The following is a 19,319-nucleotide window of genomic DNA, read 5'->3' on the forward strand; positions in this document are numbered from 1 at the left end:
GCCGGCCGGGCCGCCGGCTCCCCCTCGTACAGTGCGGCGGCCCGCTATCGCCGTCCGCCCGGCCGCCTGCCCGACACTCCGTGGCGGGGCGGACGGCTCCGCCGGCCGGACCGTCTGGGGTGCGGGGAACCGCGCGGACGACCACGACGAAGCCGCAGCCGCCCGCACACCGCGGTTCCCCGCCCCTTGGGCACTCAGCTCCGCAGCTCGGCGCCCACACGCCCGCCCGCGAGGGCGACCGCCGCGTCGCGGGCCGCGGACGCCTCGTCCACGGTCAGCGTCCGGTCGGCCGCCCGGAACCGCAGCGCGTAGGCGAGCGACTTCCGTCCGTCACCCAGCTGCTCCGCGTTCTCATACACGTCGAACAGCCGGATCGACTCCAGCAGCTCCCCGGCCCCCTCACGCAAGGCCTCCTCGACCTCCGCCGCCGGAACAACGGCGTCGACGACCAGGGCGACGTCCTGCGTGGCCACGGGGAACGTGGAGATCCGCGGCGCCGCCGCCGTGGCGTCACCGGCGGCCTCCACCGCGTCCAGGTCGATCTCCGTCGCGCAGGTGCGCGCGGGGAGGCCGAGGGCCTTCACGACCCGCGGATGCAGCTCGCCCGCGTGCCCCACGACCCGCTCGGCACCGTCCACGGTGACCGCCAGCTCGGCGCATCGCCCCGGGTGCCACGGCCCGTACTGCCCCTTGCGGATGACGAGCTCGGCGCCGGCCTCCCGCGCGACGGACCGCGCGGCCTCGACCGCGTCGGCCCAGTCGGCCGGACGGCCCTTGCCCCACCAGCCGGCCTGCTCACGCGCACCGGCGAGGACGACGGCCACGTGCCGCGGCTGCTCGGGCAGCGCCGCGTTCAGCTCGGCGAGCTCCTCGTCGGTCGGGCGGCGGTCGACCGGCAGCACGGCCGCGATCCGCTGCTCCTCGCGCGGCCGGAAGACCAGACCGGACTCGAACAGCGCGAGGTCGTGCGAGCCCCGGCCGTCGTTGCGCCGCAGGGCGGCGAGCAGACCCGGCAGCAGCGACGTGCGCAGCACGGGCTCCTCGTCGCTCAGCGGGTTGCTGAGCTTCACGACGCGCCGGGCCCGGTCGTCCGCCTCCAGGCCGAGCTGGTCGAAGACCTGCTCGCCGATGAACGGGTAGTTCAGCGCCTCGACGTATCCGGCACCGGCCAGGGCGCGGCCCACGCGGCGGTGCAGCCGCTGCCGGTCGGTCAGGCCGAGGCCCGCCGGCGGCTTGGGCAGCGTGGAGGGCAGGTTCTCGTAGCCCTCCAGCCGGATGACCTCTTCGGCCAGGTCGTTCGGGTCGGTGAGGTCGGGCCGCCAGGACGGCACGGTGACGATCAGCTCGTCCTGCCCGTACACGTCGCAGCCGACCTCCTGGAGGCGGCGTACGACGGTCTCGCGGCCGTAGACCACGCCCGCGACCTTGTCCGGGTGATCGGCCGGGATGGTGATGGTGCGCGGCGCGGAAGGGGCGAGGACCTCGGTGACGCCGACCTCGGCGGTGCCGCCCGCGAGCAGCACCAGCAGGTCGACGGTGCGCTGCGCGGCGGCCGCCGCGGCCTGCGGGTCGACGCCGCGCTCGAAGCGCCGAGACGCCTCGGAGGACAGCTTGTGCCGGCGGGCCGTGCGCGCGATCGACACCGCGTCGAAGTGCGCGGCCTCGATGACGACGTCGGCCGTGGCGTTCTCGACGTTGTCGTGGTCGGCGATCTCCGTGTTGGCGCCGCCCATGACGCCGGCGAGCCCGATCGGGCCGCGGTCGTCGGTGATCACCAGATCCTCGGCGTCCAGCGTGCGCTCGGCACCGTCGAGGGTGGTGAGCTTCTCGCCCGGCTCGGCCCGGCGCACGCCGATGGTGCCCTGGACCAGGCCGCGGTCGTAGGCGTGCAGCGGCTGGCCGAGCTCCATCATCACGTAGTTGGTGACGTCGACGGCGAGCGAGATCGGGCGCATGCCGACCTTCTGCAGCCGGCGCTGGAGCCAGATCGGGGAGCGGGCCTCGGCGCTCAGGCCGGTCACCGTGCGGGCCGTGAAGCGGTCGCAGCCGAGGGGGTCGGAGATCCGCACCGGGTAGCCGTAGGCGTTCGGGCCGGGCACGTCGATCAGCGCCGGGTCGCGCAGCGGCAGCCCGTAGGCGATGGCGGTCTCGCGGGCCACGCCGCGGATGGACAGGCAGTAGCCGCGGTCGGGCGTGACGGCGATGTCGAGGACCTCGTCGACCAGTTCGAGCAGCTCGACGGCGTCCTTGCCGATCTCGGTCTCCGGCGGCAGGACGATGATGCCCTTGGTGCCGTCGTCGCCCATGTTCAGCTCGTCGCTGGAGCAGATCATGCCGCGCGACATCTTGCCGTAGGTCTTGCGCTCGGCGATCTGGAAGTCACCGGGCAGGACGGCGCCGGGCAGGGCCACGACGACCTTGTCGCCGACGGCGAAGTTGCGGGCGCCGCAGACGATCTCCTGGGGCTCACCGGTGCCGTTGGCCCGGCCGACGTCGACGGTGCAGAAGCGGATCGGCTTCTTGAACTCCGTCAGCTCCTCGATCGTCGACACCTGGCCGACGACCAGCGGGCCCTTGAGGTCGGCGCCGAGCTGCTCGACGGTCTCGACCTCGAGACCGGCCGAGACGAGCTTCTCCTGGACGTCGCGGCCGGATTCCGTCTCCGGCAGGTCGACGTACTCCCGCAGCCAAGAAAGCGGGACCCGCATCAGATCTCCATCCCGAACGGCCGGGTGAACCGGACGTCACCCTCGACCATGTCTCGCATGTCTTCGACGTTGTGGCGGAACATCAGCATCCGCTCGATGCCGAACCCGAAGGCGAACCCGCTGTACTTCTCGGGGTCGACGCCGCAGGCGGTGAGCACCCGCGGGTTGACCATGCCGCAGCCGCCGAGCTCGATCCAGCCCTCGGAGGAGCAGGTGCGGCAGGGGCGGTCGGGGTTGCCGATGGACTCGCCCTTGCAGACGTAGCAGAGCATGTCCATCTCGGCGCTCGGCTCGGTGAACGGGAAGAAGTTCGGCCGCAGCCGGGTCTTCATGTCCGCGCCGAACAGGGCCTGGACCATGTGGTCGAGCGTGCCCTTGAGGTCGGCCATCGTCAGGCCCTCGTCCACCGCGAGCAGCTCGATCTGGTGGAAGACGGGCGTGTGCGTGGCGTCCAGCTCGTCCGTGCGGAACACGCGGCCGGGGCAGACGATGTAGACCGGCAGCTCACGGTCGAGCAGCGCGCGGGCCTGCACCGGGGAGGTGTGCGTGCGCAGGACGACGCCGGACCCGGACTCGTCGGTGCCCTTGGGGCCCTGCACGAAGAAGGTGTCCTGCATCTGCCGGGCCGGGTGGTCGGGCAGGAAGTTGAGGGCGTCGAAGTTGAACCACTCCGCTTCGGCCTCCGGGCCTTCGGCGACCTCGTAGCCCATGGCCACGAAGACGTCCGCGACCCGCTCCATCATGGTGGTCAGCGGGTGCCTGGCGCCGGACGGTACGCGGTCGTACGGCAGCGTGACGTCCACCGCCTCCTCGACGAGCACGCGCGCGTCCCGCTCGGCCTCGAGTTCCACCTGGCGGGCGGCGAGGGCCTTGTTCACGGCGCCGCGGGCCTGGCCGACGCGCTTTCCGGCCTCGGCCTTGGCGTGCGGGGGCAGGGCGCCGATCTCGCGGTTGGCGAGGGCCAGCGGCGAGGTGGGGCCGGTCTGGGCGACCTTGGCCTCGTGGAGCGCGTCGAGGGAGTCCGCGGCAGCGAAGGCGGCGAGCGCCTCGTCCCGCATGCGCTCGATCTCTTCCGGTTTCAACGTCTCGACCTCGACAGGGTCGTACGACTTATTCGGTGCCGACATCTCTTCCCGTGCTTCCGATTGGCTGGCTGAAGGTCCCCGTCACCGACTCGGACGGCCGTCTCCGGGACACAAAGGTGCCATTGGCCGAGTCTAACGGGGTGGAGGGCCCCTCTCGGACGCCCGGTCCGAGCGGGCCCTCAGGTAGGCGAATGCGCCCGTGGGGGCTCAGGCGAGATAGGCCGGAGCGCTCACGGGCAACGTAAATCGGAACTCGGCGCCGGCGCCGGGGGCGCGGCCGACCGTGATGGTGCCGCCGTGGGCCTCGACGATGCCCTTGACGATGTAGAGCCCGAGGCCCGTCCCGCCGCGCTTGCTGCCCCGCCAGAAGCGGGTGAAGACGCGGTTCATGGACTCCTCCGGGATGCCGGGCCCCTCGTCGCTCACGGTGACCGACGTGGCTGCGTTCTCGGCGTACTCGCCCTCGCGGAGGGACGCCGTGGCCGTGACGTCGATCGTGACAGTTCCCTCGCCGTGCCGCACGGCATTTTCCAGCAGGTTGCTGAGCACCTGGTCGATCTTGTCGGGGTCGGCCCACAGGTCGGGCAGCGGCTGCTGGACGCGCAGCAGGAACCGGTCGGCGGGCTGCCCGGCGGCGACGTAGGCCTGGATGTGCCGTCCGACGGCCGCGCCGATGTCGACGGGCTGGCGCCGCACCTCCAGGCGACCGGAGTCGATCCGGGAGATGTCGAGCAGCTCGGCGATGAGCCGGGTGACCCGGTCGGCGTCGGCGTCGACGGTCTCCAGCATCAGGCGCTTCTGGTCGTCGGTGAAGCGTTCCCACTTGGCGAGCAGCGTCGCGGTGAAGCCCTTGACGGAGGTCAGCGGGGAGCGCAGTTCGTGGGCGACGGTGGCGATCAGCTCGGCGTGGCTGCGCTCGGTGCGGCGGCGGGCCTCGGTGTCGCGCAGGGTGACGACCAGGCGCCTGACGGGTCCGGTGGGGCGGGTGCGGACGTAGCGCGCGCAGACCAGGACCTCGCGGCCGCCGGGGAGGAGGAGGTTGCGCTCGGGCTGTCCGACGCGGATGGCGAGGCCGCCGTACGGATCGGTCAGCTGCCACCAGCGCCGGCCCTCCAGGTCCTCTAATGGCAGGGCCTTCTCCAGCGGCTGTCCGAGGGCGTCGCGGGCGCGGACGGCGGTGATGCGCTCGGCGGCCGCGTTGAAGCAGATGACGCGGCCCTGCTCGTCGGCGACGACGAGCCCGTCGGGCAACTGGTCGGGGTCGATGCCGAGGCCGGCGGTATCACCGGGTGGCGGGGACACGGCGGGCGGGCTCCCGGCGTCCTGGGCTCCCGGTGCGCTGCTCGTGCCGACACTCATCCCCGTACCCCACCTCCAAGGCTCCGCAGAGGGGTCCTGAGCTGGTCACCCTACTAGTTCCCGGTGACGGAGCGGCACCCTCCGGAGGCGCGCTGTGCACGCGCCGACGCATAGAGACATACGGCGGCGGCGGTGGCGAGGTTCAGGCTCTCGGCCTTCCCGTGGATCGGAACGCGTACGACGGCGTCCGTGAGGGCACGGGTCTCCTCCGGCAGACCCCACGCCTCGTTGCCGAAGACCCAGGCGGTCGGCCCGCCCATGGTGCCCTTGTCGAGCTCGTCGTCGAGGTCGCGGTCGCCCGCCCCGTCGGCGGCGACGATCCGGACACCGGCGTCCCGCAGCCCCTCGACCGCCCTTTCCACGGGGACGCCGACAGCGACCGGCAGGTGGAACAGAGAGCCGACGGAGGCGCGGACGGCCTTGGGGTTGTACACGTCGACGGAGGCGTCGGTCAGCACGACGGCCTCGGCCCCGGCGGCGTCGGCGCAGCGCAGCACGGTTCCCGCGTTGCCGGGGTCCCGGACGTTGGCGAGGAGGGCGACGAGCCGGGGACGGGCCGCGAGAACCTCCTCGAAGGGCGTGTCCAGGAACCGGCAGACGCCGACGAGGCCTTGCGGGGTGACGGTGGTGGAGATGTCGGCGATGACCTGCTCGTCGGCGAGGTGCACCCGGGCTCCGGCATCCCGGGCGGCCCCGACGATGTCGGCGTAGCGCTCGGCGGCCTCCAGCGTCGTGAACAGTTCCACGAGCGTGGCCGCACCCCCAGCCCGGTGCCCGGCCGCCTCCCGCACGGCCTGCGGCCCCTCCGCCAGGAACAGCCGCTCCTTCCCCCGAAAGTTCCGCTTGGCCAGCCGCCGCGCGGCCAGGACGCGGGGGGAGCGGGGGGAGATGAGCTCGGGGGTGGCGGGAGGCATCCGGTTCGCTTTCTCGGTAGCTACACAGCAGGACCCGCAGACCATGTCCGGCCTGCGGGTCCTTCAGTCACATCGGCTCGAGCCGGGTTCACGCAGCCTTCGGCGCGTTCACGTCGCTCGGCAGCGCCTTCTGGGCGACCTCGACGAGCGCGGCGAACGCACCGGCGTCGTTGACGGCCAGCTCGGCCAGGATCTTGCGGTCGACCTCGATGTTCGCGGCCTTCAGACCCTGGATGAAGCGGTTGTAGGTCATGCCGTTGGCGCGGGCAGCGGCGTTGATGCGCTGGATCCACAGCTGACGGAAGTCACCCTTGCGCTTCTTGCGGTCGTTGTAGTTGTAGACCAGCGAGTGGGTGACCTGCTCCTTGGCCTTGCGGTACAGGCGCGAGCGCTGACCGCGGTAGCCGGAGGCCTGCTCGAGGATCGCCCGGCGCTTCTTGTGGGCGTTGACTGCCCGCTTGACGCGTGCCACTTGTTAACTCCTTGTAGCGGGGTCGTGGGGGTGCTCACACGACCCGAAATCGATTGGGTCCCGGTCTGACGTACGCACGGCGCTCGCGCGCCGGGACGTCACTTGCCGAGAAGCTTCTTGATCTTCTTGGCGTCGCCCGGGGCCATCTCGGCGTTGCCGGTGAGGCGACGCGTCACACGGGACGACTTGTGCTCGAGCAGGTGGCGCTTGCCGGCACGCTCGCGGAGCACCTTGCCGGAGCCGGTGATCTTGAAGCGCTTGCTGGACCCGCTGTGCGACTTGTTCTTCGGCATAGCGCCGTTCTCTCCTCGTCGGTGGCGCTCCGGTGCCCGGTCGCGAAACCGGGCACGGTTGGAGCGTCGTCTTGTTTCGGTTGCTTCCTGGGACTGGCGTCCCGGGGGTCACGCGTCGGCGGGCTCCTCGGCGGGGGCCTCGGCCGGCGCCTCGGCGTCCTCGAAGTCGTCGGACTCCGCGGCGTTCTGCGACTTGCCGGGGTTGGCCTTCGCTTCCGCCTTGCGGGCTTCCTGCGCCTGGCGAGCCTCGGCCATCGCCTCGGTCTTCTTCTTGTGCGGACCGAGAACCATGATCATGTTTCGGCCGTCCTGCTTCGGGTTCGACTCCACGAACCCGAGGTCGGCCACGTCCTCCGCGAGACGCTGCAGCAGCCGGTAGCCCAGCTCGGGCCGGGACTGCTCGCGACCACGGAACATGATCGTGATCTTGACCTTGTCGCCCTGCTTGAGGAACCGAACGACGTGACCCTTCTTGGTGTCATAGTCGTGCGGGTCGATCTTCGGCCGGAGCTTCATCTCCTTGATGACCGTGTGCGCCTGGTTCTTGCGCGCCTCACGGGCCTTCATGGCCGACTCGTACTTGAACTTCCCGTAGTCCATGAGCTTGCACACGGGCGGACGGGCGTTCGCCGCGACCTCGACCAGGTCCAGGTCGTACTCCTGCGCAAGCTCCAGTGCCTTGGCCAGGGGGACGATGCCCACCTGCTCGCCACTGGGACCGACAAGTCGCACCTCGGGAACGCGAATCCGGTCGTTGATGCGGGGCTCGGCGCTGATGGATCCTCCTCGGTAGCACCACGCGGCGGTCTGGCGGACGGCCGCGTAACGTCTGTGTTCGATAGACCTAACCGCGCCGAGGCAACAAAAATGCCCCGGACGATCCCAGGCGGGGCTCCTCGAACTACCGGAGCACCGCCGCGGGAAGCCGCGGGGCGCGCTTTCGGACGGATCGCCGCCGCTGGGACGGGACCGCCTGACCGGTGACCCACCGCCCTGAGGGCGATCGGGTGGGAGTTCGAAAGCCTCCACTTGTGGGCCGGGCTCGCGGGCTGTGAGGCATACGTGTCCGACCGGTCGTTACACGAGATTACCAGCATTGGCCGGCAACGGCCAATTGGGGCGTGCCGGGGGCACGTGGGGCGCACCCGCTCCCTGCGCCTATCGTGTGGGGCATGAGTGAGACCCCTCCTGAGTCCCCCGACTTCGACGCCATGGCCCGCGACATCGCCGAGGTCCCGGCGGTCGAGGTGATCGTGACGGTCGCCGTCAACCTGATGAGCGCCGCTGCCGTGAAGCTCGGTCTGACCGAGGAGGGCGAGGAGCACAAGGACCTGGACGAGGCCCGCAAGCTGGTCCACGCCCTGGCCGGTCTGCTGGACGCGACCGCGACCGAGATCAGCTCCTTCCACGCGGCTCCCCTGCGCGACGGCCTGAAGTCGCTGCAGCTGGCCTTCCGCGAGGCGTCGCTCGTCCCGGACGAGCCGGGCCAGGGCCCGGGCGAGAAGTACACGGGCCCGGTCTACGGCTAGCGGGAACCTCAGCGTACGAACAGGGGCTCGCCCGGTGGCGTCGTCTCGGCCGGCAGCAGTGCCAGGTCGAGGCCGCGCACCAGGCGGGCCCTGAGTGTTTCGTCGGCGGCGAGCCGCTCGGCGACGGCCCTCGCCGCCTCGGCCGGTTCCGCGGACGGGTCCAGCACCAGGGCGAGGGTGCCGTCGGCCCGGCCCGGGCCGAGATGGGCGCGCAGGACGGCGGGCTCGGCGGCCACGGCTGCGCGTACGGCTCCGACGACGGCCGGGTCGGTGAGCGGGTCGGTGGTCGTGCGGCCCTCGGCGAGGGCGAGCAGGGCGGGGCCGGTCAGCTCGAAGGGCACCGGCCCGGCCATGTCGAGCACGATCGTGTCCGCCTTCTCGTGCGCGGCGGCCTGCAGGGCCTGGTGCAGCGGCACGGCGACGGGGCGGGCCTGCGGGTCCCAGCGGGCGAGGGAGTCCGTGGAGGTGAAGGCGGGCAGAGCGGTGCGGTCGCCGGCCTTCAGGGTCGGTACGGCCATGTCGCTGGTCTTCTCGCGGCGCAGTCCCCGCTCGTCCTCCTCGGCCTCGCCGAGCACGGCCACGACGGGGACGAGCAGCCGGGCGCCCTTGAGGGCGGCGAGGACCGGGCCGACGGCGCCCCGGTCAGCGGACCAGGCGGTGAGCGCCGCGCTCAGCCGGGGGTCGGCGCAGCCGTCGTCGTCGGAGAAGCCGGAGTCCGGGATGTTCTTGTTCGCCACGCGTCGACCCTATCGGCCGGGCGGTGCGCTCCCGGCAGTGGCTCAGAAGTCCTCGCGGCCCGTACGGCGGCCGCGCCACAGTACGACCGCCGCGACCAGCAGGACGCCGCCGGTGCCGCCCGCGAGGGGGGCGGCCCAGTCGGCGGTGTCGTCGCCGGAGTCGTCGGCGTCCGGTCCGCTGCCGAAGTACTTCGCGCCGTAGGACGCCGACTGGAGGTCCTCGGGCTTGAGCCGTCCTGCGGCCTCGAGGGCGGCGGCCGGGTCGATGAAGCCGAAGCCCCGGGAGTCGTCGCGGCCCGCGGCGGGGGCGTTGCGGGCCGTGTCCTCCAGGAGGGTTTTGATCTGGGCCGGGTCCAGGTCCGGGTGGGCGGCCTTGACCAGGGCGGCGGCGCCGGAGACGAAGGCGGCGGCGGCGCTGGTGCCCCAGCCCTCGTAGTACTTGTGGTCGGGGTCGGCGATCACGACGTCGACGCCGGGGGCGCTGACCGTGGCGTACCAGCGGCGGGTGGAGAAGGAGGCGCGGGTCCCGGCGCGGTCGACGGCGGTGGCGGCGATCACGCCCGGGTAGGCGGCCGGGTAGGAGATGTGATCGCCCTTCTCGCCGCCGTTGCCGGCGGAGGCGACGACGACCACGCCCTTCTTCAGGGCGTACTGGACGGCCTGGTCCTCGGCGGGTTCGGGGTGGGCGGAGGCGGAGTCGTCGCCGAGGGAGAGGTTGATGACGTCGGCGCCGTGGTCGGCGGCCCAGCGGATCCCCTCGGCGAGGGCGTTGCCGCGGGTGCTGCGGGCTTTGGCGCGGGAGGAGTCGCCGTCCTCCAGGATCACGCGGACCGGGAGGATCTTCGCCTCGGGGGCGATGCCGAGGACGCCGTCGGCGTTGCCCGGGCCGTGTCCGTGGCCGGCGATGATGCCGGCCATGGCAGTGCCGTGCCGGGCCCAGGCGCGGTCGCCGGGTTCGGCCCCGAAGCCGACCAGGTCCTTGCCGGGCAGGACGTTGCCGGCCAGGTCGGGGTGGTCGGCCTCGACGCCGGTGTCCAGGACGGCGACGGTGACGCCCTCGCCCTTCGTGGTCTGCCAGGCCTGCTCGGTGTGCATGGCCTCCAGGGCCCACTGCTGGGCGCGGATGCCGTCGGCGTGCGCGGTGGCGGCGGGGAGGAGGACGAGTCCGGCGGTGAGCAGGACGCCGAGGGCGGCGGCCTTCCGGGACGGCCTGCGCGGGCGTTTCCCGGCCGGGGTGGGCACAGCGGTCACGAGGGCTGCTCCGAGGCCGAGCGGACGTTTCTGCGGAAGTCGCGTTCGACGCGGTCGGCGAGGCCCTTCGCCTCGTTGCCGAGGCCGGCCTGTGCGGCGGGGGTGGTGGCGTCGGCATCCACGGCGTCCCCGGCGGGCTGCGGGTCGTCGACGCCGCGGCCGTCGGCCCAGCCGGAGACGGCGTAGACGACGACGGGGGCCTCGGTGAGCACGGAGACGGTCCAGGAGGCGCGCTGCCGGGCGCCGAAGCCGGCGGCGGGCGTGCCCTCGGCGGCGTACGGCAGGGGCATCAGGTCGCTGCGGCGGTCCAGGCGTTCCTTGCGGAAACGGTTCGCGAGGGCGGTCATGCCGGGGGCGTCGGCGGTGGTGAAGAGCAGGCCGACGGTGGTCACGTAGCTCTCGGTGGCATCGGTGTATGTGGCGCGCAGGAGGCGTTCGCAGCCGACGGGGGCGAGGGCCTTGCGCAGCAGCGGGTCGAAGGCGTCCTTGCAGCCGCTGTCGGGTGCGACGGCGACGCGGGTCCAGGTGCGGTCGGCTCCGCCGGGGCCGGCGCCCCGGCCCTGCACGGTGGGCGGGAACAGCTGGTCGACCGGGACGCTGTGCCAGAGGCTTCCCGCGGCGGCGAAGGTGCTGAGCGTGCCGTCTTCCCCTGAGCCGCCGACGAGCCAGCTGCCGGTGGCCGCACCCGAGATGAGTCCCAGCCCGAGCACGAGGCAGACGGCGGCCGCGGCGGCCTGCGACGTCCCACGCCGGCCGAGGAGCCGGGGCCGGGCATCGCGGTCGTAGCCTTCGGGCTCGCCGAACGACACCAGGGGGCGCGTGGCGCTCCAGGAGAGGGCGGGGTCAGGAGAGACGGGGGCGGGGTTGCGGGGCGGCGGGATGGAGGACGCCCGCGGTTCGTGTGCGGGGCGCGGTGGGGTGGCGGGGCGCACGGGTCCGGGGCGGGCTGCCGTCGCCCCCGGCGTGGAAGGGCGGCCGAAGGGTGCGGCGGGGGCATCCGGTGCCGGGTCCGCGGGGATCGGGCGCAGGCGCGCGGTCGTCTCGGACGAGTTCTCGCCGGGGGCGCCGGGACGGCGGGGCGCGGGGAGGCGGAACGGCCGGCCGGCCGGCTCCGGGGGCGCTCCGGCCGAGGCGTCCGAACGGCCGGGTGCGGAGAGGCGGAAGGGACGGCCGGACGTCTCCGGTGAGGTCGCGTCCGGGGTGTCCGAGCGCCCTGCCCGGCCGGAGGAGCCCGGCGTGGGGAGGTGACGCGGCCGCAGCGGGGTGTCAGGTGCCGGGGAGGTGGGAGGCCTGCCCGAGTCGGGACGGGTCTCACGGCCGACGCCGGGCGACGTGTTCGAGTCGGTTCGTGCTTCCCGGCCGACGCCGGGCGACATGTTCGAGTCAGGGCGGGCCTCGCGGCCGACGCCGAGCGACGTGTCCGAGTCGGAGCGGGTTGCGCCGCTGGTCTCGCGACCGACGCCGAGCGGCCTGTCCAAGTCGGAGCGGGTTGCACCGCGGTCCTCGTCGCCGACGCCGAGCGGCCTGTTCCAGTCGGAGCGGGTCTCACCGCGAGTCTCGCGACCGACGCCGAGCGGCCTGTCCGAGCCGGAGCGGGTTGCACCGCGGTCCTCGTCGCCGACGCCGAGCGGCCTGTTCCAGTCGGAGCGGGTCTCACCGCGAGTCTCGCGACCGACGCCGAGCGGCCTGTCCAAGTCGGAGCGGGTTGCACCGCGGCTCTCGCCGCCGACGCCGGGTGGCTCGTCCGGGAAGCGGGTGGAGGCGTGGGGCGGGGGCGGTGCGGCCGGCTCGGTGCGCCGGGGTGCGGCGGCGCCGAAGTTCGCGGCCCCGAGGCTCGGGAAGCGGGGGCGGCCGTGGGGCCTGTCGGAGGACTTCACACCGTCCGAGCCCCCGGCCGGCCCGGCCGTGGTGGCTTCGGGTCCCGTCGCAGGGTTGGAGGCTGTGCCCGGGGTGTCCCGCTCGTCCGTCGCCGGGGCTTCCGGTGCGGCCGGAGGGTGCGAGGGGCGGGGTGGCGTGGCGGGGCGTGGGGGAAGGAGGCGCGCTGCGCTTCCGTGCTCATGCACCCCCCGTTTCCTCATGCCCGGGCCGCTCGTCTCGCGCGGGCCGGTGGCGTCCTGCCCGAGGCCCGGTACGAATCGTCCCGGGCACACATACCCGTACGGACGGAGCGTCATCCCGGCGCGGATCCCCGGCCGGCGTCGCCCGCCGTACGTGCGCGTCACTCTACGGCTTGTTCCTGGGCGAACGGGAACCAGTCCACAAGGCCGGGGCATCTGCCCGGAACGTCCCCCTACCCTGCGGTAATCCAGTCTGGCAGGCTGCGCTCATGACTGCGCGCGCCGCCGACCGGGCCCGTTACGACCGGGCCACCGCCCATCTCGACGCCCCACTCGCGATCGTGGACCTGGAGGCTTTCGACGCCAACGCCGCCGATCTGGTCCGCCGCGCCGGGGGCAAGCCCGTCCGGGTCGCCAGCAAGTCCGTGCGCTGCCGGGCGCTGCTGGAACGCGTCCTGGCCCGGGACGGCTTCGCCGGGATCATGTCGTTCACCCTCGCCGAGTCACTGTGGCTGGCCCGGTCGGGGTTCGAGGACGTGCTGCTCGCCTACCCGTCCGCCGACCGTGCCGCGTACGCCGAACTGGCCGGTGATCCCAAGCTCGCCGCCGCCGTGACCGTCATGGTCGACGACGTCGCCCAGCTGGATCTGATCGACGCCTCCCGAGGTGGCGGGCGTGAAGTGGTGCGGGTGTGCCTGGAGTTGGACACGTCGCTGAAGCTGTTCGGCGGGCGGGTGCGGGTCGGGGCCCTGCGTTCGCCGCTGCACTCCCCCGCCCAGGTCGCCGACGTGGCCCGGGCCGTGGCCCGGCGGCCTGGTTTCGAGGTCGTGGGGATCATGGCGTACGAGGGGCATGTCGCCGGTGTCGGGGACGCGCTGGCCGGGCGGCCGCTGCGGTCCCGCGCCATCCGGCTGATGCAGGCCGCCGCCAAGCGTGAACTCGCCGAGCGGCGTGCGGAGGTGGTGCGCGCGGTACGGGCCGTGGTGCCGGGGCTGGAGTTCGTCAACGGCGGCGGCACCGGCTCGGTGCAGCACACGGCGGCCGAGGACGCGGTGACCGAGATCGCCGCCGGGTCGGGGCTGTATCTGCCGCGGCTGTTCGACAACTACACGTCGTTCAGCGGGCGTCCGTCGGCCCTCTTCGCCCAGCCGGTCGTGCGCCGGCCGGGCGTCGGGGTCGTGACGGTCCTCGGCGGTGGGTATCCCGCGTCCGGTGCGGCCGGGGCCGACCGGTCGCCGGTGCCGTATCTGCCCGAGGGGCTGCGCTACGACCCGCAGGAGGGGGCCGGTGAGGTGCAGACGCCGCTGCTGGGCTCGCCCGCCGACGATCTGCTCCTCGGTGACAAGGTGTGGTTCCGGCACGCCAAGGCCGGTGAGCTGTGCGAGCGGTTCGACCGGCTGCACCTGGTCGAGGGCGACGCGGTGACGGAGACCGTGCCCACCTACCGCGGCGAGGGCCACACGTTCTTGTAGGGCGTCAGTCCGTCGGTCCGATGCTGCTGCCGACGCCGCCGCCCGTGTCCGCGTCGCCGGCCGGGCGGATGCCCTTGGTGATGCGGTCCATGTCGGCGAGCGGCGGGCCGTCCTCGCCGGCGTCGAAGACGTACCGGACGAGGACCGGTGACTCGGTTCCGACGCTGGAGGGGAAGACGAGCGACTGGACGTAGCCGCCGGGGCCCTTGGCCGTCGTGACGCGCCAGCGCACGAGGTACCCGGCGCGGCCCGCCACCGCGACCGGTCCGGACTTGACGACCTGGCGCGACCGGAGGCCCCCGTAGAGCTCGCGGCCGAGCCGGTCGCGGTCGTAGGCCTCGTCGGCGGCCTCGGAGATGTCCTCCTCGGCGAGGGCCTCGGGGGACTTCTCGTCGTTCTCGGTCACCGTGCGGGAGAAGACCATGCCGTGACGGCACAGGCCCACGCCGCCAGGGCAGTCGTAGGTGCCGTCGGTCGTCATGACGACGTCGTCCTGGGCGACGTGCTGCGGGCGGACCCAGCCGTCGAGCAGGGGGAACGTGACGCCGTTGAGCTGGTCCTCGACGACCGCCGGGTCGTCGGCGGGCGGCTTTGGCGCGGACGCCTCGGGGGTCGGCTCCGGCGAGCCGGGCGTGGCCTCGGGGGTGGAGGTCGGGGCGGTCCTGGTCTGCGGGCCGCCGCCGTCGCCCCCGCTGAGGGCGACGGCTCCGGTGACGATCGCCGCGACCAGGACGGTGCCGGCGGCGGTCAGGGCGACCACCTTCGTCCGGCCGGTGCCGCCGCCCGGTGGCGGGGCGGCGGGGGCCTCGGGCGCGCGGCGGTGCTCGGTCCAGGCCGTGCCGTCCCACCAGCGCTGCCGGTGCGGGGCGTGCGGGTCGGGATACCAGCCGGGCGGGGGCGTCATGCTCATCCCGGCACTGTAGGGCGCGACCCGGGCCGTCCGGATGCCCGCTTACAGGGGTGTGACGTACGCCCCCGCGATCCCGCCGTCGACCAGGAAGTCGGTGGCGTTCACGAAGGAGGAGTCGTCGCTGGCCAGGAAGGCCACGGCGGCGGCGATCTCCTCGGCTTCGGCGAACCGGCCCAGCGGGATGTGCACCAGGCGGCGCGCGGCCCGCTCCGGGTCCTTGGCGAACAGCTCCTGGAGCAGCGGGGTGTTGACCGGGCCGGGGCACAGGGCGTTCACCCGGATGCCCTCGCGGGCGAACTGCACGCCCAGTTCGCGGGACATGGCGAGCACGCCGCCCTTGGAGGCCGTGTAGGAGATCTGCGAGGTGGCCGCGCCCATCCTGGCGACGAAGGACGCCGTGTTGATGATCGAGCCGCGGCCCTGGCGTCGCATGTAGGGGATGGCGGCCTTGCAGCACAGGTAGACGGAGGTGAGGTTGACCTCCTGGACGCGCTTCCAGGCCTCCAGGCCGGTCTCCAGGATGGAGTCGTCGTCGGGCGGGGAGATGCCGGCGTTGTTGAAGGCGATGTCGACGCTGCCGTAGGTGTCGTGGGCGGTCCTGAAGAGGGCCTCGACCTGCTCGGGGTCGGTCACGTCGACCTTCACGAAGGTGCCGCCGGTCTCCTCGGCGGCGGCCTTGCCGCGGGTGTCGTCGACGTCGCCGCAGACGACGTGGGCGCCCTCGGAGGCGAGGCGGCGGGCGGCGGCGAGGCCGATGCCGCTGCCTGCTCCGGTGACGACGGCGGTACGGCCGACCAGGCGGCGGCAGATGTTTTCCTGGGCAGTCACTGTGCGGGGCCCTCCGTGCTGATGAAGACGTTCTTGGTTTCGGTGAAGGCGGCCAGGGCGTCGGGGCCGAGCTCACGCCCGACACCGGACTGCTTGTAGCCGCCGAAGGGGGTCCAGTAGCGGACGCTGGCATGGGAGTTGACGGACAGGTTGCCGGCGCGGACGGCCTGGGAGACGCGCAGGGCCCGGCCGACGTCCCGGGTCCAGATGGAGCCGGAGAGGCCGTAGGGGGTGCCGTTGGCGAGGCGGATCGCGTCCTGCTCGTCGGTGAAGGGCAGGAGTACGGCGACGGGGCCGAAGATCTCCTCGCAGGCCGCGGCCGAGTCGGGGCTCTCCCCGGTGAGGACGGTCGGCGGGAACCAGAAGCCGGGGCCCTCGGGGGCGCTGCCGCGCAGGGCCGGTGCGTCGTCGGGCACGAAGCCGCGGACGCGGTCCAGTTGCTGCCGGGAGATCAGCGGGCCCATCTGGGTCTTGTCGTCGGCCGGGTCGCCCACCACCACGGCGGCCAGCGCCTCGGCGAGCAGCTCGCGGACCTCGTCGTAGACGGACTCCTGGACCAGGACACGGGTGCGGGCGCAGCAGTCCTGGCCGGAGTTGTCCAGGAAGGAGAAGGGGTCGACGGCGGTCTTGAGGTCGGCGTCGGCGAAGACGATGTTGGGGCTCTTGCCGCCCAGTTCGAGGGTGACGGGCTTGACCTGCTCGGCGCCGAGGGCCGCGACGCGCGTCCCGGTCCGGGTGGATCCGGTGAAGACGATCTTGGCGACTCCGGGGTGCCGGACCAGGGCGTCGCCCGTGATGTCGCCGCGTCCGGGCAGGACCTGGAAGAGGTGCTCCGGGAGTCCTGACTCCAGGGCGAGTTCGGCCAGGCGCAGCGCGGTGAGCGGGGTGGTCTCGGCGGGCTTGAGGATGACGGCGTTGCCGGCCGCGAGGGCGGGCGCGGTGCCCCAGGCGGCGATCGGCATGGGGAAGTTCCAGGGCGCGATCACGCCGACGACGCCGAGCGGTTCGAGGATCGTGACGTTCAGGCCGCCGGGCACCGGGATCTGCCGGCCGGTGAGCCGCTCCACTCCCCCGGCCGCGTAGTCCAGCAGGTCACGGACGTTGCCGGCCTCCCAGCGGGCGTTGCCGATGAGGTGGCCGGCCTCGCGTACCTCCAGGCGGGCCAGTTCCTCCAGGTGCTCGTCGACGGTGGCCGCGAAGCGGCGCAGCAGCCGGGCGCGGTCGCCGGGGGCGAGGGCGGCCCAGACCCGCTGTGCCCTGGTGGCGTGGGTGACGGCCGCGTCGACGTCGGCCGGGCTCGCTCCGGCGACGGCGGCGACGACCTCCTCGGTCGCGGGGTTCAGTACTTCCAGAAGGTGCTCGGAAGACAAGAGGGACCTCACAGGCGTTCGAAGGAGCGGCGCAGCTCCCAGTCGGTCACCGCGGCGTCGAAGGCGTCCAGTTCGACGCGCGCCATGTTGCGGTAGTGCGCGACGACCTCGTCGCCGAAGGCGGCCCGGGCGACGGTGCTGTTCTCCCAGAGCTCGGCGGCCTCGCGCAGGGTGGTGGGGACGTGGGCCAGGCCGGCGGCGTAGGCGTTGCCGGGGCAGGGCTCGGGCAGTTCCAGCTTCTGCTCGATGCCGTGCAGTCCGGCCGCGACCAGTCCGGCGACGGCGAGGTAGGGGTTGACGTCGCCGCCGGGCAGGCGGTTCTCGAAGCGCAGGGAGCGGCCGTGGCCGACCACGCGCAGCGCGCAGGTGCGGTTGTCCTGGCCCCAGGCGACGGCGGTCGGGGCGAAGGAGCCGGGCTGGAACCGCTTGTAGGAGTTGATGTTGGGGGCGTAGAGGAGGGAGAAGTCGCGCAGTGCCGCGAGCTGGCCGGCGAGGAAGTGGCGCATGACCTCGGACATGCCGCCTTCGCGGTCGCCGGCCATGGCGTTGGTGCCGTCGGCGTCGGCGAGCGAGAGGTGGATGTGGCAGGAGTTGCCCTCGCGCTCGTTGTACTTGGCCATGAAGGTGATCGACATGCCCTGCTGGGCGGCGATCTCCTTGGCGCCGGTCTTGTAGACGGAGTGCTGGTCGCAGGTGACCAGGGCCTCGTCGTAGCGGAAGGCGATCTCGTGCTGGCCGGGGTTGCACTCGCCCTTGGCGGACTCGACCGTGAGGCCCGCGGTGGCCATCTCGTTGCGGATGCGGCGCAGCAGGGGCTCGATGCGGCCGGTGCCGAGGACCGAGTAGTCGATGTTGTACTGGTTGGCGGGGGTCAGGCCCTTGTAGCCGGCGTCCCAGGCCTGTTCGTAGGTGTCCTTGAAGACGATGAACTCCAGCTCGGTGCCGACCTGGGCGGTGTAGCCGAGCTCCGCGAGGCGCTCCAGCTGGCGGCGCAGGATCTGGCGGGGGGCGGCGACGACCGGGGAGCCGTCGAGCCAGGCGAGGTCGGCGTGGAGCATGGCCGTGCCCTCGTTCCAGGGGACGCGGCGCAGGGTGGACAGGTCGGGGTGCATGGCGAAGTCGCCGTAGCCGCGGTCCCAGGAGGACATGGCGTAGCCGTCGACGGTGTTCATCTCGGTGTCGACGGCGAGCAGGTAGTTGCAGCCCTCGGTGCCGTGCTTGAGGACCTCGTCGAGGAAGAAGCGTGCGGCGAACCGCTTGCCCTGGAGCCGCCCTTGCATGTCGGGGAAGGCCAGGACGACAGTGTCGATCTCACCGCCGGCGACGAGGGTGTGCAGTTCCTCGACGCTCAGCGGGGGTGTGCGGTCTGCCACGGGAAGGCCTCCTAGGCTCCTTGGGTCCGCCGGGAGCCATAAGGTATTGCGGAGAACCATTGCTTGGGAAGGGGGTGCGGCCACATGCCGGACGAATACGGTGGGGGCGAGCTGCGGGACGGGCTGACGCCGGTGCTGCGACCGGTGCGCGCGGGCAACGGCTTCGAGGAGGCTCTGGAGCAGATCCTGCAGGTCGTACGGCTGGGACTGGTACCGGGGGGCGAGCGGCTGCCGGCCGAGCGGGAGCTGGCGGAGCGGCTGGGGATCAGCCGGGTGACGCTGCGCGAGGTGCTGAAGGTGCTCCAGGACCAGGGGCTCGTCGAATCGCGCAGGGGCCGGTACGGCGGCACGTTCGTGCTGCCGCGGGCCGAGGCCGTCGGTGAGGACGAGCTGCGGCGCCGGGTGGCCGAGGTCGACATAGAGGACGTGCTGCGGTTCCGGGAGGTGCTGGAGGTGGGCGCCGCCGGGCTGTGCGCGGCGCACGGGCTGGAGGAGAAGCAGGCGGACCGGCTGCGTGAGGCCCTGGCGCGCACGCACGACGCGCCGCTCGCCGAGTACCGCCGCCTGGACACGCTGCTGCATCTCACGGTCGCCGAGCTGTCCGGCTCCCCCACGCTGACCGCCCAGTACGCGGCCGTCCGCGCGAGGGTCAACGACCTGCTCGACTGCATCCCGTTGCTGGTGCGCAACCTGGAGCACTCCCAGCGGCAGCACACCGCTCTGGTGGAGGCCGTGATCGAGGGCGACGCCGACCAGGCGCGGGAGATCATGCGCGAGCACTGCGGGGGCACGGCGGCGCTGCTGCGGGGCTTCCTCGGCTGAGCCGGGCGGTGTCGCGGCGCGGTGAGGATTTACGGGCGATTAACGCACGGGTCTTGCATTCCCTCGGTCGGCGCCGCAAAGGTATGGCTCCATTCCATTGAGTCGTAGTCCGCTCGCCCCTCGTGACCGCCGCCGCCCC

At 73.0% G+C, this 19,319-nt stretch carries 17 protein-coding genes; 3 read left to right on the forward strand and 14 right to left on the reverse strand.

Annotated features, from left to right (window positions below):
* Window positions 1–194: 194 nt before the first annotated feature.
* The 7 genes from pheT to infC all read right to left on the reverse strand — a co-directional run bounded on the left by pheT (window position 195) and on the right by infC (window position 7,608).
* The gene (gene pheT / locus CEB94_RS08240) at window positions 195–2,708 is read right to left on the reverse strand and encodes a phenylalanine--tRNA ligase subunit beta (RefSeq protein WP_175431540.1); all 2,514 of its coding nucleotides are present in this window, start codon (window positions 2,706–2,708) and stop codon (window positions 195–197) included.
* Window positions 2,708–3,835 (reverse strand): phenylalanine--tRNA ligase subunit alpha, encoded by a 1,128-nt coding sequence (gene pheS, locus CEB94_RS08245; protein WP_104778690.1) that lies wholly within the window; start codon window positions 3,833–3,835, stop codon window positions 2,708–2,710. The genes pheT and pheS overlap by 1 nt, the downstream gene beginning before the upstream one ends.
* A gap of 165 nt (window positions 3,836–4,000) precedes the next feature.
* On the reverse strand, window positions 4,001–5,152 hold the full coding sequence (locus tag CEB94_RS08250) for a sensor histidine kinase (protein WP_175431541.1): 1,152 nt from the start codon (window positions 5,150–5,152) through the stop codon (window positions 4,001–4,003).
* Window positions 5,153–5,205: 53 nt separating this feature from the next.
* The gene (locus tag CEB94_RS08255) at window positions 5,206–6,066 is read right to left on the reverse strand and encodes a TrmH family RNA methyltransferase (protein WP_175431542.1); all 861 of its coding nucleotides are present in this window, start codon (window positions 6,064–6,066) and stop codon (window positions 5,206–5,208) included.
* An 88-nt stretch (window positions 6,067–6,154) separates the two neighbouring features.
* Window positions 6,155–6,538 (reverse strand): 50S ribosomal protein L20, encoded by a 384-nt coding sequence (gene rplT / locus CEB94_RS08260; RefSeq protein ID WP_010045263.1) that lies wholly within the window; start codon window positions 6,536–6,538, stop codon window positions 6,155–6,157.
* A 98-nt stretch (window positions 6,539–6,636) separates the two neighbouring features.
* Window positions 6,637–6,831, reverse strand: coding sequence for a 50S ribosomal protein L35 (gene rpmI, locus CEB94_RS08265; protein ID WP_059419477.1), 195 nt, complete (start codon window positions 6,829–6,831; stop codon window positions 6,637–6,639).
* Between the two features lie 108 nt (window positions 6,832–6,939).
* Window positions 6,940–7,608, reverse strand: coding sequence for a translation initiation factor IF-3 (infC, locus tag CEB94_RS08270; protein ID WP_179956581.1), 669 nt, complete (start codon window positions 7,606–7,608; stop codon window positions 6,940–6,942).
* A gap of 395 nt (window positions 7,609–8,003) precedes the next feature.
* Between infC and CEB94_RS08275 the strand changes: the two genes are divergently transcribed.
* A complete protein-coding gene (locus CEB94_RS08275) occupies window positions 8,004–8,360 on the forward strand; it encodes a DUF1844 domain-containing protein (protein WP_031142026.1) in 357 nt (118 codons plus the stop codon).
* An 8-nt stretch (window positions 8,361–8,368) separates the two neighbouring features.
* Here CEB94_RS08275 and CEB94_RS08280 read toward each other — a convergent pair whose 3' ends face one another.
* The 3 genes from CEB94_RS08280 to CEB94_RS40775 are packed head-to-tail and all read right to left on the reverse strand — an operon-like array spanning window position 8,369 to window position 12,225.
* Entirely contained in the window at window positions 8,369–9,097 is a 729-nt protein-coding gene (locus CEB94_RS08280) for an SseB family protein (RefSeq protein WP_175431543.1), read from the reverse strand.
* 42 nt (window positions 9,098–9,139) lie between these two features.
* On the reverse strand, window positions 9,140–10,339 hold the full coding sequence (gene mycP, locus CEB94_RS08285) for a type VII secretion-associated serine protease mycosin (RefSeq protein WP_175436935.1): 1,200 nt from the start codon (window positions 10,337–10,339) through the stop codon (window positions 9,140–9,142).
* 5 nt (window positions 10,340–10,344) lie between these two features.
* Window positions 10,345–12,225 carry a hypothetical protein gene (locus CEB94_RS40775; RefSeq protein WP_246111755.1) on the reverse strand — a complete coding sequence of 627 codons (1,881 nt, stop codon included), beginning with the start codon at window positions 12,223–12,225 and terminating at the stop codon, window positions 10,345–10,347.
* A gap of 449 nt (window positions 12,226–12,674) precedes the next feature.
* Here CEB94_RS40775 and CEB94_RS08295 point away from each other — a divergent pair, with 449 nt between their 5' ends.
* Complete coding sequence (locus CEB94_RS08295; protein WP_175431544.1) at window positions 12,675–13,877, forward strand: amino acid deaminase/aldolase; 1,203 nt, start codon at window positions 12,675–12,677, stop codon at window positions 13,875–13,877.
* Between the two features lie 4 nt (window positions 13,878–13,881).
* Here CEB94_RS08295 and CEB94_RS08300 read toward each other — a convergent pair whose 3' ends face one another.
* Genes CEB94_RS08300 through CEB94_RS08315 form a run of 4 tightly spaced genes read right to left on the reverse strand, consistent with a single transcriptional unit; the run spans window position 13,882 to window position 18,358 of the window.
* Entirely contained in the window at window positions 13,882–14,781 is a 900-nt protein-coding gene (locus CEB94_RS08300; RefSeq protein ID WP_175436937.1) for a DUF2510 domain-containing protein, read from the reverse strand.
* Between the two features lie 48 nt (window positions 14,782–14,829).
* Window positions 14,830–15,615, reverse strand: coding sequence for a 3-oxoacyl-ACP reductase (locus tag CEB94_RS08305; protein WP_175431545.1), 786 nt, complete (start codon window positions 15,613–15,615; stop codon window positions 14,830–14,832).
* Complete coding sequence (locus tag CEB94_RS08310; RefSeq protein WP_175431546.1) at window positions 15,612–16,985, reverse strand: aldehyde dehydrogenase family protein; 1,374 nt, start codon at window positions 16,983–16,985, stop codon at window positions 15,612–15,614. Before CEB94_RS08310 ends, CEB94_RS08305 begins: the two co-directional genes overlap by 4 nt.
* Before the next feature lie 8 nt (window positions 16,986–16,993).
* Window positions 16,994–18,358: a glutamine synthetase family protein gene (locus CEB94_RS08315; protein WP_175431547.1), complete on the reverse strand. Its 1,365-nt coding sequence runs from the start codon at window positions 18,356–18,358 to the stop codon at window positions 16,994–16,996.
* An 84-nt stretch (window positions 18,359–18,442) separates the two neighbouring features.
* Between CEB94_RS08315 and CEB94_RS08320 the strand changes: the two genes are divergently transcribed.
* Entirely contained in the window at window positions 18,443–19,180 is a 738-nt protein-coding gene (locus CEB94_RS08320; protein ID WP_175431548.1) for a FadR/GntR family transcriptional regulator, read from the forward strand.
* The last annotated feature ends 139 nt before the right edge of the window (window positions 19,181–19,319 follow it).

It is taken from the genome of Streptomyces hawaiiensis (genome assembly GCF_004803895.1).
Lineage (GTDB): Bacteria > Actinomycetota > Actinomycetes > Streptomycetales > Streptomycetaceae > Streptomyces > Streptomyces hawaiiensis.

Bases quoted from the DNA above. Each gene is read 5' to 3' on its own strand.
- pheT (WP_175431540.1), bottom strand. From the start codon at position 2,708: ATGCGGGTCCCGCTTTCTTGGCTGCGGGAGTACGTCGACCTGCCGGAG.
- pheS (WP_104778690.1), bottom strand. From the start codon at position 3,835: ATGTCGGCACCGAATAAGTCGTACGACCCTGTCGAGGTCGAGACGTTG.
- CEB94_RS08250 (WP_175431541.1), bottom strand. From the start codon at position 5,152: ATGAGTGTCGGCACGAGCAGCGCACCGGGAGCCCAGGACGCCGGGAGC.
- CEB94_RS08255 (WP_175431542.1), bottom strand. From the start codon at position 6,066: ATGCCTCCCGCCACCCCCGAGCTCATCTCCCCCCGCTCCCCCCGCGTC.
- rpmI (WP_059419477.1), bottom strand. From the start codon at position 6,831: ATGCCGAAGAACAAGTCGCACAGCGGGTCCAGCAAGCGCTTCAAGATC.
- CEB94_RS08275 (WP_031142026.1), top strand. From the start codon at position 8,004: ATGAGTGAGACCCCTCCTGAGTCCCCCGACTTCGACGCCATGGCCCGC.
- CEB94_RS08295 (WP_175431544.1), top strand. From the start codon at position 12,675: ATGACTGCGCGCGCCGCCGACCGGGCCCGTTACGACCGGGCCACCGCC.
- CEB94_RS08300 (WP_175436937.1), bottom strand. From the start codon at position 14,781: ATGACGCCCCCGCCCGGCTGGTATCCCGACCCGCACGCCCCGCACCGG.
- CEB94_RS08320 (WP_175431548.1), top strand. From the start codon at position 18,443: ATGCCGGACGAATACGGTGGGGGCGAGCTGCGGGACGGGCTGACGCCG.